General features: G+C 32.4%; 22 protein-coding genes. 18 read left to right on the forward strand and 4 right to left on the reverse strand.

The genetic code is table 11. From position 1 onward, the window contains the following. Positions 1-14: 14 nt before the first annotated feature. From ACH0B5_RS03435 to ACH0B5_RS03485, 11 genes are all read left to right on the forward strand, one after another. On the forward strand, positions 15-698 hold the full coding sequence (locus ACH0B5_RS03435) for a response regulator transcription factor (protein ID WP_122972343.1): 684 nt from the start codon (positions 15-17) through the stop codon (positions 696-698). Then, positions 685-1,803, forward strand: coding sequence for a sensor histidine kinase (locus ACH0B5_RS03440; protein WP_122972342.1), 1,119 nt, complete (start codon positions 685-687; stop codon positions 1,801-1,803). Before ACH0B5_RS03435 ends, ACH0B5_RS03440 begins: the two co-directional genes overlap by 14 nt. 94 nt (positions 1,804-1,897) lie before the next feature. Continuing rightward, complete coding sequence (locus ACH0B5_RS03445; RefSeq protein ID WP_277749719.1) at positions 1,898-2,158, forward strand: metal-sensitive transcriptional regulator; 261 nt, start codon at positions 1,898-1,900, stop codon at positions 2,156-2,158. A 59-nt stretch (positions 2,159-2,217) separates the two neighbouring features. Next, entirely contained in the window at positions 2,218-2,565 is a 348-nt protein-coding gene (locus ACH0B5_RS03450; RefSeq protein ID WP_122972341.1) for a rhodanese-like domain-containing protein, read from the forward strand. 25 nt (positions 2,566-2,590) lie between these two features. Continuing rightward, positions 2,591-2,887, forward strand: coding sequence for a rhodanese-like domain-containing protein (locus tag ACH0B5_RS03455; RefSeq protein ID WP_122972340.1), 297 nt, complete (start codon positions 2,591-2,593; stop codon positions 2,885-2,887). Positions 2,888-2,935: 48 nt separating this feature from the next. Next, on the forward strand, positions 2,936-3,499 hold the full coding sequence (locus ACH0B5_RS03460) for a sulfurtransferase TusA family protein (RefSeq protein WP_241559321.1): 564 nt from the start codon (positions 2,936-2,938) through the stop codon (positions 3,497-3,499). A gap of 26 nt (positions 3,500-3,525) precedes the next feature. Further along, positions 3,526-3,921 (forward strand): DsrE/DsrF/DrsH-like family protein, encoded by a 396-nt coding sequence (locus tag ACH0B5_RS03465; RefSeq protein ID WP_122972338.1) that lies wholly within the window; start codon positions 3,526-3,528, stop codon positions 3,919-3,921. A 121-nt stretch (positions 3,922-4,042) separates the two neighbouring features. Further along, complete coding sequence (locus ACH0B5_RS03470; protein WP_406927389.1) at positions 4,043-5,170, forward strand: MBL fold metallo-hydrolase; 1,128 nt, start codon at positions 4,043-4,045, stop codon at positions 5,168-5,170. 86 nt (positions 5,171-5,256) lie between these two features. Further along, a complete protein-coding gene (locus tag ACH0B5_RS03475; protein WP_122972336.1) occupies positions 5,257-5,484 on the forward strand; it encodes a sulfurtransferase TusA family protein in 228 nt (75 codons plus the stop codon). Between the two features lie 103 nt (positions 5,485-5,587). Continuing rightward, positions 5,588-6,364, forward strand: a complete 777-nt coding sequence (locus ACH0B5_RS03480) for a sulfite exporter TauE/SafE family protein (RefSeq protein WP_122972335.1) — start codon at positions 5,588-5,590, stop codon at positions 6,362-6,364. Positions 6,365-6,413: 49 nt separating this feature from the next. Continuing rightward, positions 6,414-6,803 (forward strand): DUF302 domain-containing protein, encoded by a 390-nt coding sequence (locus ACH0B5_RS03485; RefSeq protein ID WP_122972334.1) that lies wholly within the window; start codon positions 6,414-6,416, stop codon positions 6,801-6,803. A gap of 194 nt (positions 6,804-6,997) precedes the next feature. Here ACH0B5_RS03485 and ACH0B5_RS03490 read toward each other — a convergent pair whose 3' ends face one another. From ACH0B5_RS03490 to ACH0B5_RS03500, 3 genes are all read right to left on the reverse strand, one after another. After that, on the reverse strand, positions 6,998-8,155 hold the full coding sequence (locus tag ACH0B5_RS03490) for a tyrosine-type recombinase/integrase (protein ID WP_158599704.1): 1,158 nt from the start codon (positions 8,153-8,155) through the stop codon (positions 6,998-7,000). 14 nt (positions 8,156-8,169) lie between these two features. After that, positions 8,170-8,490 carry a DUF771 domain-containing protein gene (locus ACH0B5_RS03495; RefSeq protein ID WP_122972332.1) on the reverse strand — a complete coding sequence of 107 codons (321 nt, stop codon included), beginning with the start codon at positions 8,488-8,490 and terminating at the stop codon, positions 8,170-8,172. 513 nt (positions 8,491-9,003) lie between these two features. Beyond that, on the reverse strand, positions 9,004-9,366 hold the full coding sequence (locus ACH0B5_RS03500) for a helix-turn-helix domain-containing protein (RefSeq protein ID WP_122972331.1): 363 nt from the start codon (positions 9,364-9,366) through the stop codon (positions 9,004-9,006). Between the two features lie 125 nt (positions 9,367-9,491). Here ACH0B5_RS03500 and ACH0B5_RS03505 point away from each other — a divergent pair, with 125 nt between their 5' ends. The 7 genes from ACH0B5_RS03505 to ACH0B5_RS03535 all read left to right on the forward strand — a co-directional run bounded on the left by ACH0B5_RS03505 (position 9,492) and on the right by ACH0B5_RS03535 (position 15,244). Next, complete coding sequence (locus tag ACH0B5_RS03505; RefSeq protein ID WP_122972330.1) at positions 9,492-9,782, forward strand: hypothetical protein; 291 nt, start codon at positions 9,492-9,494, stop codon at positions 9,780-9,782. An 18-nt stretch (positions 9,783-9,800) separates the two neighbouring features. Continuing rightward, a complete protein-coding gene (locus tag ACH0B5_RS03510; RefSeq protein ID WP_241559320.1) occupies positions 9,801-10,112 on the forward strand; it encodes a hypothetical protein in 312 nt (103 codons plus the stop codon). A gap of 665 nt (positions 10,113-10,777) precedes the next feature. After that, positions 10,778-10,996: a DUF7695 domain-containing protein gene (locus ACH0B5_RS03515; protein WP_122972329.1), complete on the forward strand. Its 219-nt coding sequence runs from the start codon at positions 10,778-10,780 to the stop codon at positions 10,994-10,996. Between the two features lie 941 nt (positions 10,997-11,937). Then, entirely contained in the window at positions 11,938-12,273 is a 336-nt protein-coding gene (locus ACH0B5_RS03520) for a hypothetical protein (protein ID WP_122972328.1), read from the forward strand. Between the two features lie 739 nt (positions 12,274-13,012). Next, the gene (locus ACH0B5_RS03525; RefSeq protein WP_122972327.1) at positions 13,013-14,173 is read left to right on the forward strand and encodes a YchJ family protein; all 1,161 of its coding nucleotides are present in this window, start codon (positions 13,013-13,015) and stop codon (positions 14,171-14,173) included. A 445-nt stretch (positions 14,174-14,618) separates the two neighbouring features. Then, complete coding sequence (locus ACH0B5_RS03530) at positions 14,619-14,843, forward strand: helix-turn-helix transcriptional regulator (RefSeq protein WP_406927390.1); 225 nt, start codon at positions 14,619-14,621, stop codon at positions 14,841-14,843. A gap of 2 nt (positions 14,844-14,845) precedes the next feature. Then, positions 14,846-15,244 (forward strand): hypothetical protein, encoded by a 399-nt coding sequence (locus ACH0B5_RS03535; RefSeq protein ID WP_122972325.1) that lies wholly within the window; start codon positions 14,846-14,848, stop codon positions 15,242-15,244. 441 nt (positions 15,245-15,685) lie between these two features. Here ACH0B5_RS03535 and ACH0B5_RS03540 read toward each other — a convergent pair whose 3' ends face one another. Further along, positions 15,686-15,913, reverse strand: coding sequence for an MFS transporter (locus ACH0B5_RS03540; RefSeq protein WP_206613377.1), 228 nt, complete (start codon positions 15,911-15,913; stop codon positions 15,686-15,688). Positions 15,914-16,260 lie beyond the last annotated feature (347 nt).

Here is a 16,260-nt window from a genome sequence, read left to right on the forward strand (position 1 = left end):
TGGGGGGTGTCATTTTGAAACAGAAGATTTTAATTGTTGAAGATGACCAAATGATTCGAAACTTAATCAGGATTTATTTACAAAATGAAGGATATGAAGTGATTGAAGCAGTGGATGGGGAAATGGCCAAAGATATATTTCTAAAAGAGCATCCATGTTTAATTATCCTTGATTTAATGCTTCCGAAAATTAGTGGTGAAGAATTTTGTGAATGGGTAAAAGACCAAGAAAGAAATGAAGTGTCAATTATTATGTTAAGCGCAAAAGTACAAACTGCTGATAAAATCCATGGGCTTCGACTAGGTGCTGATGATTATATGACCAAACCGTTTGATCCTGAAGAATTGCTTGCACATGTAGAAGCTGTTTTAAGGAGGACAGGTCAATTTTGTCAAAAAATTTCACACGGAGGATTATGTATAAAACCAAGGAAAGGTGAAGTTGTTTTATATGACAAAGAAATTCACCTAACGAAACATGAATTTCAATTATTGTATCACTTCATGGAAAACCCAAATATCGTATTACCCCGTGAAAATTTATTAGAGCATTTATATCCATATCTTGAAAAAGAAGTGATGGAGAGAACAATCGATGCTCATATAAAAAAAATTCGAGAAAAAATTGAAGAGAATCCAAGTAAGCCAAAAAGGATTCAAACAGTTCGTGGAATGGGGTATAAGTTTGTTACAGAATAAACTACCATCGTTATTACCAAAGAAGTTTTTGTGGCGTTTAACTTTAGCGAATAGTTTCATAATCATTGCTTTTATATTGATTTCTGGATGGTCCATTTATGAAGCAGCTTGTCAAATATTTGATGAAATGGCGATGTATCAAGAAACAAAATTATTTAAAACTGTTTTATTGCAATACTTATGGATATTTGTTGGGATTTTTATTGTTCTCGCGATTGTCATCCAGTATTACTTTACACGTAAATTGATGAAACCTTTAACAGAATTAATCGAGTCGATGAAAAGCTTAAAGCAAGGTCATAAAGTGCAGAATATTCAATTTCAGTCCGATGGTGAAATGGAAGAGTTAATTTATCATTTTAATGAGTTAGTCAATCAACTGGAGTGCAATAAAATACAACGGCACAAACAACTGACGGATTTTTCTCATGAATTTCGCACACCGTTAACCAATTTAAATGGTTATTTAAAGGCGTTGCAAAGTGGGGTCATAACTGGGGATCAAGAATTATTTCATGCACTTCAACGAGAATCGAATCGACTCATTAGTATGTTAGAACAATTAAAGTCTATTGAAGAACTTGAATATGTGCAAAACCAAAAATTTGTTCAAAAACAAGAAGTTCAAATTACAGAAATCATCAATCAAGTCGTTAAAATGTTTACTTGGACCTTGAAAGGAAAAAATATAGATTTTACTTCAGACATTGATGAACAGTCTATTCAAATCAATCCTACTGGGATGACACAAGTGATTAGTAATTTGATTGATAATGCTATTCGTTATTATGATGGAATATACCCAATTCAGATAACAGGGAAAAGAAAAGATGAATCTTATTGCATTTCCGTCAGTGGACAAGGTCAATTTATTTCAAAGAATGAGCAAGATTTTATTTTTGAACGATTTTACCGAACGGAATCTACGAATAAAACAATTGGTAAAGGATTAGGTTTAGCAATTTCAAAAGAGATTGTTGAGCAGCATGATGGCAATATCCGTATAATGTCAGATGGATATAATCATACGTTCATTGTGACAATTCCCATTTCTTCTAAAAAAGTAAAGCGTATTGATGCAAGTTTTTTAGAAAATCTAAATTAGAAAAAAATTTTGTTTTGCTTGTTGACATTATACCTGTAGGGGTATATTATGTGTATATCAGCAAGAGATAACAAACAGGAAGGAGGCGGCACAAGTGAATTCGTATGATGTTAAAATAAAGAATCGAATGAAACGAATAGAAGGTCAACTTCGAGGGATATTGAAAATGATGGACGAAGGAAAAGACTGTAAGGCCGTCGTCACTCAATTATCAGCTGTCCGTTCAGGTGTTGACCACACAATTGGTGTCATTGTAAGTCAAAACTTAAAAGAATGTATCTTGGAAGCAAAAAGTAATGAGGCTACCAATGATTCAGTACAAGAAGCAATGGAGTTATTAGTTAAAAGTCGTTAAAAATTGACTTTTATTTTTCAATAAAAATATACCCGTAGCGGTATATGAGGAGTGAGCAAATGGAAATTTGGTTAGTGATTGCAATTGCGATTGTTTTTATCATTTGGCGTATGAGACCGGTAAAAGGAACAAAAACTATATCGACAGATGCATTAAAAGGAATCCTAAATGATAAAGATAAAGTATTTGTCGATGTACGAACAACTGGTGAATATAAAGCTCGAAATATTCGTCAGTTTAAAAATATTCCTTTAGGATCCGATCTTTCAAAACTTCCGAAAGATAAAGAAATTGTTGTCATTTGTCAAAGTGGAATGCGTAGCGCACAAGCTTGCAAACAATTAAAAAAATTAGGATATGAAAATGTAACTAATGTTCGTGGTGGCATGAGTGCCTGGAGAGGCTAAAAATGAATATAGGAGGACAATGAAAATGAAAGAAATAACTGCAAAAGAGGTTCAACAACGTATAGAAAATGGAGAAAAGCTAAATCTAATTGATGTTCGTGAAGTGGATGAAGTACAAGCGGGTCATATCCCTGGTATTACACATATACCCCTTGGGCTACTTGAATTCCGTACACACGAACTAGATAAAGATACACCATACATTATGGTTTGCCGTTCTGGTGGTCGAAGTGGTCAAGCAACACAATATTTACAAAGCCAAGGTTTTGATGTAACTAACATGACAGGTGGTATGCTTTCTTGGGAAGGGAAAGTTGAATAATTTTTTTGAGATTAATAATACCCTATTAGGTATATGGAGGTTTTTGGAATGTCATTAAAAGCAGATGTACAGTTAGACTGCAAAGGACTTGCATGCCCAATGCCAATTGTTAAAACGAAAAAGGCAATGAATGATGTAAGTGATGGACAAATTTTAGAAGTGCAAGCGACAGACAAAGGTTCTATTGCAGACCTGAAAGCTTGGTCTGAAAGTATTGGCCATCAGTATATTGGCAATAAAGAAGAAGATGGTGTCATACGACACTACATCCGTAAAAGTGGTGATGACCATGAATCGGAAAAGAAATTTGAACAAACGATTACCAATGAAGAAGTAATTGATCGTGCTGCTAACGGAGGTATTATTCTTGATGTTCGTGAACAAGCGGAATATGCATTTGGTCATATCGAAGGCTCTAAATCCATCCCAATGGGTGAATTAGAAGATCGTTTAGATGAGCTAGATAAAGACCAAGAAATTTATGTGATTTGTCGTACAGGAACACGCAGTGATTTAGCCGCACAGAAATTAGCGGAAAAAGGTTTTACAAAAGTGTATAACGTCTTACCAGGAATGGGTTCTTGGAACGGCGATTTATCTAAAAAATTATAAAAACAGAAAATTGGAGGAATTTTATTATGTCTAACAAAGTAGCAATTATCGCAAGTAACGGTGGGTTATTTGACGCTTATAAAGTATTTAATATCGCAACGGCTGCAGCAGCAACAGAAAAAGAGGTAGCGATTTTCTTCACATTTGAAGGGTTAAATTTAATTCACAAACAAGCGATGCAACAATTACCGATGCCAGAAGGTCGTGAACACTTTGCGGAAGGATTTGCAAAAGCAAATGTACCTAGTATCCCAGAATTAGTAGAGATGGCTCTAGACATGGGCGTAAAATTCATCGGCTGTCAGATGACAATGGATGTAATGGGCTTAACAAAAGAAGACTTTATTGATGGAATTGAAGTTGGTGGAGCAGTAACATTCCTAGAATTTGCTAAAGATGCAGCACCAACATTAACATTTTAATACCAAAAGAGTTAAATGATGAAATACCTAATATCAGATCATTAGGGAAAACTAGTGGAAGGGAATATACTCTCTTCCACTTAAAAAAACACAAAAATAATACCTATGGGGGTAATTCGATATGACAGTTATTAAAATGACAGCAGCAGAAGTTGCACGAAAAGTAATTGAAAATAAAGAGTTATTTATTTTAGATGTACGTAACAAAGACGCTTTTGAAGACTGGAAAATTGAAGGACATAGCTTTGATTATTTAAATATTCCTTATTTCGATTTATTAGATGGTGTGGATGAAATCTTACCAAAACTACCGACTGATAAAGACGTATTAGTGGTTTGTGCTAAAGAAGGATCGTCTCAAATGGTGGCTGAAATGGTATCAGAAGCAGGACGCGATGTGTTCTACCTTGAAGGTGGCATGAAATCATGGAGTGCATACCTTGAGCCGATTAAAGTTGGTAATTTAACAGGTGGTGGGGAACTATACCAATTCGTTCGTTTAGGAAAAGGTTGCCTTTCTTACATGGTGATTTCAGAAGGCGAAGCAGCCATTATTGATGCGGTTCGTTTTACAGAAGTGTTCACAAATTTTGCAAAAGAAAAGAATGTAGAAATTAAACATGTATTTGATACACACTTACATGCAGATCACATTTCAGGCGGTCGTCATATCGCTGAAGCAACAGGCGCTACTTATTACTTACCACCAAAAGATGCAGAGGAAGTCGTATTTGATTACACACCACTTGAAGATGGTTTAACAGTAAAAGTAGGAGCATCTCAAATTGAAGTAGGCGCACTATACTCACCGGGTCATACAATCGGCTCAACATCATTTATCGTTGATAGCAAGTATTTATTAACAGGTGATATTTTATTCATTGATTCAATCGGTCGCCCGGACTTAGCAGGTCTTGCGGAGGATTGGGTTGGCGATCTTCGTGAAACACTATATCGTCGTTACCGTGAATTAGCAGAGGATTTAATCGTTCTACCAGCTCACTTCATGATCATTGAAGAGTTAAATGAAGACGGCACTGTAGCAAAACGATTAGGTGATCTATTTGCAGAAAACCATGGTTTAAACATTGAAAGCGAAGAAGAATTCCGTCATACCGTAACGGATAACTTACCACCACAACCAAATGCCTATGAACAAATTCGACAAGTAAACATGGGTAAAATTACTCCTGACAATGATGAACAAACAGAGATGGAAATCGGTCCAAACCGCTGTGCGGTACGCTAATGAATGATGTAAAACAAACTCTGGCAAGGAAAAGGTAAATTCCTTCCTTGCTAACTAATTTTATAAATTAAAAGGAGACAGTTAAAATGGAAGTAAATCAAGTTTTAGACGCAAAAGGATTAGCATGTCCTATGCCAATTGTACGAACAAAGAAGGCAATGGATACACTAGAATCAAATCAAATTTTAGAAGTACAAGTGACGGATAAAGGCGCGTTAGCTGATTTAACGGCTTGGACAGCTGCTGCTGGCCATACCCTTTTAGAACATAAAGAAGAAGCAGATGTGTTAACCTTCTACATTAAAAAAGCTTAAACATAAAAAGTGGGTTGTCCTTATGCGACTCACTTTTCTTTTTAGCCAGAAGTCTTAAAATGAATTCTGATTTTTATTAGTTAGAAAGAAAGAAGGTAACAAGATGGATATTTATTACGTGCTACTTCTTTTTGCCATTGGTTTTATCGGGTCATTTCTATCAGGTATGCTTGGAATTGGTGGTGCGATTGTGAAATTCCCAATGCTTTTGATGATACCACCAATGTTTGGTTTTCAGGCATTAACGGCTCATGAAGTATCTGGGATTAGCGCACTAGATGTATTATTTGTATCAATCGCAGGTGTCATCGGATTTCGGAATGGGGGCTATTTAAATAGATCGTTAATTACCGTGATGGGGATATCTGTTTTAGTCGGAACTTTTATCGGTAGTTTTGGATCACAACATTTATCTGAGGAACAAGTAAATATGGTATATGGCATTTTAGCATTACTTGCGGCTATTATGATGTTTATTCCGAAAAAGAAAATTGATGACGTTCCATTAGACCAAGTTACTTATAACAAACCGTTAGCAGCTAGCTTAGCCTTCGTTGTTGGTATTGGTTCAGGTATAGTTGGAGCGGGTGGAGGATTTTTATTAATTCCGATTATGCTACTAATTTTACGTATTCCTACTAGAATGACGATTGCATCTAGCCTTGCGATAACCTTTATTTCTTCTATAGCAGGATCTATTGGTAAAATTACAACAGGGCAAGTAGAATACCTGACAACGGTTATTGTAATTGTTGCTGGTTTAATTGCGGCTCCAATTGGGGCAAAAATAAGCAAAAAGATGAACACAAAAGTATTACAAGGAATTTTATCTGTTCTAATATTAGCAACTGCTATAAAGATATGGATAGATATTTTATAGATAATCCAAACTAAATGATCGAATCATATTACTAGATAGGGTGATTTAAATGGGTTTTCATTATACAGTTATAAGTGATAAAACGATTGATGAAGCGATTGCATTTATTGAACAAAATCTTAAAGAAAATAAATTTGGGGTTCTTTGGCAACAAAACTTGACTGAAACTTTACAAAATAAAGGTGTAGATAGTTATAAAAAGCCTTACCGAATTCTTGAAGTTTGCAATCCAGTAGAAGCGGCACGTGTAATAGAGCATAATCCTTTAGTGGGTTACTTCTTACCTTGTAAAATTACCGTTTATGAAGAAGAAGGGAAAACCAAAATAGGACTTCCTAAACCAACTGCTATGATTGGTTTATTAAACGATGCTGAATTAATTTCAATAGCAGAAAAAATTGAAAAAATCCTCATAGATGTATTAGAAAAAAGTAAATAATGAATAATAGGGCAGGAATGCAATGAAAAAATGCATTCTTGTTTTTTCTTTTTATTAAACATCGTTTAAGTTAATCTTTATAAGATTTTTTTATTTCCTATTTCAACGATAATTATGAAAAAGGAAAAGAAAAACACCTTCAATATTAGAGTTTCTAATCGTTGAAGGTGCAGGGTAAAGAGTATATCTTATTATTAAACAAATAAACGATCAATATCTTCTTGGATTTGTGCAGCATTTCCATCGAACATATCTTTATGCAAATGGATATAGTATTCATCAGTTGTCTTATAATCTTCATGTCCCATAAGATATTGAAGATGTGTTCTATCTGTTCCTGTTGAAGCCAAATAGGTAGCATAGCTATGTCGTAATCCGTGAGCGGTGATAGCTGGAATATTTAAAGTATTTAAGATGTTTTTTAAGTTAGAATTAAACGAATTGTTACTTAACACCTTTGCTTTACAATCAGCTTTATAAAATAATCGGTTGTTGTTATTTGGAACAAAGCAGTCACTAGCATGGAATTCTTTTAGAATGCTGATGGTTTGTTCAGATAAGGGGATAGTACGTTCTTTTATATCTTGATCTTCACTTTGGTTTAAAGTTGGATCTTTTAAGCCTTTGAAGCCAGTTCCTTTCTTATAATCCCATTGCTGGTGAATATGAAGGGTTTTATTTTCGAAATCTATATCCTCCCATCGTATGCCACAAAGTTCACCGTAACGAATACCTGTTGTTGCAGCTAAAATTAGCATTAATCGAATCTCAATGAACAAAGTATCAACTGTGTTAAGGTGAGATAGAAGTTTTTTATAATCTGAACCTTTAATAAACTTTATCTTTTTACTAGAGTCTTTTCCTTTGATGACAACATCAGTAGTAAAATTTATTGTTATTTTATTATTTTCAAAGGCATTTTTTGCAAATGCTCTTATTTTCTTATTTAGCTTTACGTTTGTTGCTTTTGTATTTTTTTGTTGTGCTTCCATAAAATCTTGATACATGTCTTGTGTAATGTTAATAAGAAGTTCATCATCAAAAAACTCATAAATTTTATTTTTTACATTCTTATAGTCATCGATTGTTGAAGGATCAAGTCCTGATTTTTTCTTAATATACCATTGTTCAAATTCAATGTGGAATGGTAATAGTGTATATTTGCTACTTATCTGTTTTCGAAGTTTTTTCAAAGGTTTAAGCTGAGCTTCTATATATTTAGCTGCTGCTTCTGCTTCCTGTCTTGTACGGAAACCTCCTTGTCTAATGGGTTTTTCAGGGTAATTACTAACAGAAATTCCCCAAGAAGTAATTTTACCTTTTTTATTTTTTCTCGGTTTTACACTTGCCATGATTACATAACCTTTCATTTAAAAATTTTATCGAAGTTCTCATCTAAGAATTTTGTCATTTTTTTAGCGTGAAACATCCAAGTTTCTCCTTTGGATGTTGGGTAAGCTACTGGCCCACCGTATCTAACGTCTAGTTTTTTTCGTAAATTGGGTGGGAAAAGAATTTTCTCTTTTATCCAATCGCTTTTTTTTCCAACTCTTTTTTCGAGGTCTTTCATTGTCCAGTAGACTCCATCATATTTTGATTGCTGTAATTCTTCTAACTCAGTTTTCAAAATTAAAACACTGTCAGAAGGAATGGGAATCGTTAAGTTTACTGATAATTGTTGCTGCATTTCCTTTTTCCTCCATATATTTTTAAATCATTCATAGTAGTAGCAATTTACTAAATGAATGCCGGCAACTCACTTAGTTGCAATACATATTAGCTTCGAAATCTAAATATTTTAAGAGGTTATTAAAAATTTAAATTTTCAGATTTATTTTTGCAATTTGATGGATTGGGTAAGGGAGTAAAATCAAGTGGTTTTTTAAAGGACTTTCTTAATTGAAGTAATATTGCAGTATACGTAATTAGGATTACGATAACTTTTTTATATGTTAATCCGTGGTAAAGTGAATTGAATTATTATTTATAACCATATTCTTTGAGAAAAGGATGCTTGTAATCATTGTTCTATCTGATTGGAATTTGATACAAGTCTATTATGGAATATTTAGTGTTTAATCGCTTAGCAGCTTTTTAAATTATCAAAAACAAAAATGAAGGGTGTCAATAAACCCTTCATTAGTGAAATAAAAATACTCAGTGCCTTTTGAGTAGATCCCCTTAAAACTTCAACTTGCTATTACTCTTTTATATATGGCAGTAATAAGGTATACAGGCCCTTTTTTTGTTCAGTAGACAAAGATGAAATTATTTTATTCAATTCCTCGTCTAGTTCTTCTTCAATATCAATCCCTTTATCTTCGTCTTCCTCAATGGCTAATAATGCATTTTTTCCTTCTACTCTTTGAAAAAATTCACTCATAGATATACCGAATTCGTCGCATATTCTTTCAAGCTGAGTAAAGGTAACTTCTTGGTTTCCGCTCTCAATTCTTGAGAGGGAAGGTTGTGATATATTAATGATTTTTGCAAAGTCAACCATAGTATAGGAGTGATTTTTCCTCAAAGTTCTAATTAGTCTTCCAACTTGTAGTGAATTCATAAATATTGATCTCTCCGTCTCTTCTTTTCATTTTCATACTACATTTTTCTGATTTTACAAGCAATCCCTTACGCGTTATTCTTTAGATGGATATATAATTAAAATGAATAAAAAGAGGTGAGAGAATGGTTGATGGTTTCTATAAAGCATTTAGTAATCTAATTGAATCACGACTGGCGGATATTTATAAGAGTGAAGAATACTCGGTTATGACGGAAACAATTTTTCATGAATTTGAGCAAAAATTATCGTCAAAAATTGGTGATTTAAATCCCGAAGTAAGAGAAAGTTTATTCGAGGACTTTCAAACAGCTATTTTTAATCAAACACATCACCAAAACAAACAGACTTATCGTGTCGCATTTAATGATGCAATGGCATTACTAATGGACACATTTTTAGCTCAAAAAAGATAACATGATTAGGAGAAAGAAATGAATATGTATTTATATCAAGGAAAATTGGTTTTCGACATCGTAACCGCAGTTGTAGAAAAAAGTGAAGAAGCAGAAATGAAAAATGATGCCCATGAAAATTTAACAAATGAATTATTCCAAGAATTGCGTGCATTGATTGAGGCGAATGGCTATCAGGTATTCTCAATCGGGGCTAATTTAGAAAATTTCGGTAAAGTAAATCAAGCACAATTAAAATCATTAGAAGAAAGTAAAAAAGAGGCAAATGATAAAGTAAAAGAGATTTATAATAAAGCAAATATTAAAACTTATAGAATTCAGCTTGATTAATAAATTAATTGGAGGAATATTTTATGCTTTCTAGATTAAAGGAAGATTTGATAAAACTCCGGAATACGAATGTTATTAAGTTACATTTAAGAGGTAAGTCAATAAACGAGATAGCGTCTATATTAAAACTATCTCAAAATAAGGTTTTAGAAATCATAGAAGAATTTGAATTAGATCGACGGAAATAATTATCCAATAACGCTTTGCAGAAATGCGAGCGTTTTTTAGTTATATGGTAAAATCCATTCATAAACGGTTTGCAAAATTACCCCAAAGTTACCACGGGTTTACCTATACTTTTTGGGGGTAACCTTGGGGTGTACAAAACATATTTGTCGGCGTGGAAGGGTCCAGTTTGATAGTGAGAAATGCAGCAATATCAATGGTTGTATCACATCAGGTATATGAAGTCGTTCATATACTTAATTGGGTATACCTAGCTGTACCCAATTAAGGGTATGAAACTGTTCAAATCTTGGAAGCTTGTAATTGATTTAAGGATGGTTTAGTAGCCTGTCCTTGTAGTTATATAGATCACACTCTATAAAACGCTTAAACAAAGTAAAGTTGTTAATACATTATTTCATTAAAATATATTTATGGAGAAATACAACTAAATTGACAATACGAAGTTTATAAAGTCAAAATAGACAGAAGGTGATTTCATGCGAAGAGTACTTGTAAATAAAGTGCGTTGTAAAAAGTGTAATGACATTATTGAATCAAAACATGAGCATGATTTTAAGAGATGTTCATGCGGTAGCATTTTTATCGATGGGGGAAAGTACTACCAAAAATATGGGTGGGGACTAAATCAGCAAGAAGAAAAATCTGAACTAGACGATTTTATAGATTTTAGTTACTCAGTATATGAAGATGATTAAAATGAATTGTTAATTTAATAATCAACCGAATATCTATTTATTAATAGATACAATTAATAGTATCCATTATTCGATACGACTACTGTTTTAACTCCTATTATCCTCATATTTTTTGAGTAAACTGTCCTATTAGAGACGATTAATAGTAACGATAAGATTTGTTAGTGCCTCTAGGGCCATAAGGTTAATTTTGAAATAAAATTTCAATAGATACGATTATAAGTATCTATTAATAGTATCTAATGTTGGTTCCTCAAAGCTTTTTGTATCTATAATTAGTGGCTATAACACAAATATATGCAAGCTTATGCCAAATTAAAAGTTTGTTATGTAAAAACTTTTGTAGTCAAACGTATTTCAGTACGGAATTTATGTAAAAAGTGACGTCTCGGTACGGGTTTTGTGTAAAAAGCTACAAATAGTACGGTATTTATGTAAAAGCTTTAGTAGTTAAATGAATATCAGTACGGTTTTTATGTAAAAAGTGCAGTCTTGGTACGGGTTTTTTGTAAAAAGCAGCATTCAGTACTGTATTTATGTAAAAACTTTAGGAGTTTAGTGAATATCAGTACGGAATTTATGTAAAAAGTATCGTCTCAGTACGGGTTTTGTGTAAAGAGCAGCATTCTAGTACGGTATTTATGTAAAAACTTTAAGAGTTAAACGAATATCAGTACGAATTTTATGTAAAAAGTGCAGTCTCGGTACGGGTTTTGTGTAAAAAGCAGCATTCAAGTACGGTATTTATGTAAAAACTTTAGGCGTTAAATGTTTTTCAGTACGGAAAAAATGTAAAAGGTAAGCCCACATAGTTATGAGTGAAGAAGATGTAAAGTGAATGTGAAGTGATAAATTTATAATTGGATTTACTACAGTACGATTGCGAATGTTCTATGTTTTCCTTACCATAAAGGTAATTAAAGAAGGAAGAGGCGAATTACATGAGTTTTGTTAAAAATTTGGAAAATGTATTACTCCTTGCCAAAGAAGAACAAACCCGCGCAATCTTAGAAAAATTAAAAGAAGCAAATGTAGATCCGCTAGTTATCCAAAAATGTGAAGCTGCTGTAGAACGTATAGATATAGAAGAATATTTTCAACGCTTTTGTAAGGAAGCTCTTATTGATGTAGAAAATGCTGAAGGCGTAGAATTTCTTAAAGATATGACAGACAGGTTGCAACAATATGAAAGAAACATAAAAGATGACATACTACTTGAAATCTCAGAAGTGCTAATGTTACCTCATAATAATAGGAATTATATTGATTTTTTGTAGGTTAAATTGAAAAAAGGGAAAATTGCTTCTATCTAGTGATGAGGAAATCAGGAAGAGGATGAGCAAGGTGTTATAAGAAGATACACTACTTTCGGTTATTTGGAGAAAATTAGCGCAGGGTATACTTGAAGAAATTAGGTCTAAACAAGGGAACTGAAATAAATAATATAATGGTTTTCTTTTGCTTGGGATATGAAGTAAATTTTGTTTTTAGAGGATTAGTATTTAGCTAGGTTTATTAGTTGTAGATAAAGCTGTTTTAATTACAATCCTATTTTTAAAATGAAAGAATTGGGTACAACAATAGAGAATATTTCGGGTCATAGGGGGTGCAATATGTATTCAATATTGTTTTTTTGGTTCTTATTGCATTAATCATTTTAATTGTTATAAAAAGACAGAACAAAAAGTTAGTCTTCATTTTAACTACAATAATAATTCTACTTCTAATTGGTGGGTCGATGTTTATTAGAGATGTTGTGCAAAACTTCGCTCCATAATTGTATTATTTAAGAAATGAAAGCGTTGATCCAACAAGGATTTATGCTTTTTTTTGAGATTCCAGATATCCCCTTATTAAGCAATCGGTCCATTTTCTATTAGATAGAGGATATTTGTGATGATTGTTACTATATCAATGCACAGTAAATTTGTAACTAACTAAATGAACTATATGGAATGATATAGAATAAAGAAGATAAGTATGGAATGAATTAAATTGGTCAATGGAGGTACAAAAATGAATCTATTAAATCAATTTAGAATTAGTAAATGGGAAAGTTGTCCATGTGGCAGTGGAAAAATATATAATGAATGCTGTAAAAATAGGGAAATTTCATCAGCCCAAGTATCAAAAAAACCACCAGAAGTTCAGTTAATGGAAATGATGAGAAAGTCTATGAAAAAATACTGTATGCACCCGGACCAGAGTAATTGTAAAGGTAAAATTAAAAATGCTCATGCTTTGCAGAATAATAAAATAATATCTTTACTGGGAGGTAGTGAACGGCATGTTTACTTATTAGATCCTAAAAGAAGTCCTATAATAGTTCCTCTTAAAAATGGCAAAACAGAACATATCGTTGAAGTAAGTAAAACAAGTGTTAATAATGCAACAACTCAAACTTGCTTTTGTGACTTCCATGATAATATTGCTTTTGCAGCAATTGAAAAAGGCGCTCCTGATTTTAATGAAACTAATGAGGAAATGAAATTTGTTTATGCCTATAAAGCTTTTATCTTTGAATATTATAAGCAATGTATGGCCATTGATATTTTTAGAAACAGTTTTGCAAAGCGCCCCGAGGTATTCAAAACATATAAGATGGTAGGCATGTATCGAATGTTACAGCTCAAAATGAAGGAATTTGAACCAATAAAAGAACATTTTGATAATGAAATTCTAGCTGGAAAACATAGAGGTATCAAAACTTGTATTGTTAAATTACCCGAACAAATTAAATTTGCAAATTATGCTTACATTGCACCAGATTATGATTTGGATGGTCGAAGAATAAAACATACTGTAAAAGGAGTAATGCATCGTGTTGCTGTAACAGTATTACCTGAAAAAACACAGTCATACATTATAATAAGTTGCTTGAAGAGTGAGGAATCAATATATCAAAATTTATTTAATCAACTACATAATTCATCTATAGATAAAATAAAGTTTTATTTTTCAATGATATTGTCGTTGTATTCAGAAAACATGGTATTAAGCCCGAATATATGGAATAACTGGAATGAAGAAACTCAAATTGCCTATACTTTTTATGCAAATCTCCAAGGAAATGATGCTATTGTTTATAGCAAAACCATTGGAATGGTGTTACGAAATGCAGCAAAAAATCCTAATTTTGATTATAGTAATAGAGGTAAAATTAATTTATTTGTATAAATTCATCTGTGAAATAGACTACTAACAATAGAGAATTTATTCTACCTAAAGTTAAATTCTAAAAGTTACTAATGTGTATTCAATTCCCTATGTCTTTATAAATACCCATTTCATTACATATGGTTAAAATTTAGAAACTGAAAAGAACATTAAGAATAAAATGGACTTTAATGGAATGTTGAAGACAAGACTATTTCGTGATATCCGGCGTTTCGATAAATCCCCATAAGATCAGAAAAGGTGTAATTAGCCATTAGAATTAGGAGATCTCATATTTTATGAGGTCCCTTTTTTTATTGTTAATGAGTCGATTTTATAAACAATATTTAAACTACACCAGTATTAGGATAAAATGAAGAGTTGAAATGTAATGTTGACATTACATTTTGTAAAGAATAGAATACTATATGTAATAGTTAAATTACATTATGAGGTGGAACTAATATTGAAAAAAAGAGGCGTAAGAAATAATGTCCGATCTAGAAGACGAGCGCTTGATATTACACAGGATGAACTGGCAAAGAAAGCAGAAGTGACTAGACAAACCATCATTGCAATTGAAAAAGAAAGGTATGAGCCAACAATTGGAGTTGCTTTGCTGATCTCGAAAGCTTTGGGAGATTCAGTAGAAAACTTATTTTATTTGGAAGATGATGAACAGGAGGATTAAAAATGAGGTTACCTAATTGGTCTTTATTGTTATTCAATATTTCTATGTGTGCTGCCTTTGGTTTTGTAGCAATATCTTCTTATAGTAATGGTGCGCGACTATGGTGGTTATGGGGGTTAATATCAATCTTATACGCATACATAACAATTCATAGATTAATAAAAAGTAAAAAAGAAGGACTGACTTCAAAAGAAATTGTGGAAGATCAACGAACTGTAAGAATGAGGTTAATATCTTGTTCCATTGCATTTATTTATATTTTAATTGTCTTATCAGTTGGTATTTTCTCATTCTACGTAGGGTATTTGACAATTGATCCTGTAATTTATATGGTATTTGCAATTATAACAAGCCTACTTGCTTTTGTTATTGCACAGTTAATTCAAGTATATTTATTCTAATCTTTTTGAGTGTAATAAACCACTTAATAAGTAGGAATACATCTTTTTTCTTTGAGGATATGCTACTTGTACTATCGAGGGTTTTGAAAAAGAAATGTTTTAATTTAGAGGAAGGTTACGTATTGAGTGACTAAGAGCTAAGGGGGAGCAATATGTCTTCATTATTATTTTTTATAGTTCTAATTGCATTAGTAATTTTAATTATTATAAAAAGACAGAACAAAAAGGTAGTCTTAATTTTAACTGCAATATCAATACTGCTTCTTATTGGTGGACTTATGTTTGTAAGGAATATTGTCCAAAATTTCGCACCATAGCTAATTCAAAATTCCGTAAAACTACTTTAAATTATTATTAAAGATATAACGATTAAATAAATTCCTAAAACTAATAATTAATGTACCCCTAGTGAGCTTCTAATAAGTACAGGAACGTTTTTCACTAAAAAGGCAGGTTAGTGAACTTTGTATTAAACCGATAGGTCAGAGTGCCGAGTATAATACTTCCAATCGCATAGGCGGCAAAGAAACTACTACCGACCAATCCAAATTGATCATAGCTCAAATTCAGTTCATTCATAATCGGGTCTGCAGCTAAGCCAAGGACTGACTTATCTGTGTAATTCATAACAGACAATAAGAAAAGCATCGCCAATACTACCCAACGCATCATAACATCCCCCTAAGTTAAACATTAAATTTTCAATCCCTGTACCGTCCCCAACTTTTTAAATTTTGTTACCGCTTTCAAATTAAGTTAGTTCAAATCGCCCCCTTATATGGAATGAGTGACTGTTAAATTTTTTGTTTTGACACCTTGTTTGTTTGGATAGAAAACGAACAAAATGTCAATTTTTTTCGGAATATTCCGATGAAACACATTCTATAAGATTGATAATCTATTTACAATCTAAATTTTCTGACGATTGGAAGTTGAGGAATGAAAATTTTCTTGTTTAACTTGATAGAAAAGGAAAGGGGATATTACTCGAGAATATTGATACGTCGCTAGTTCAA

The sequence above is a fragment of the Ureibacillus sp. 179-F W5.1 NHS genome, from assembly GCF_045369345.1.
GTDB lineage: Bacteria > Bacillota > Bacilli > Bacillales_A > Planococcaceae > Ureibacillus > Ureibacillus halotolerans.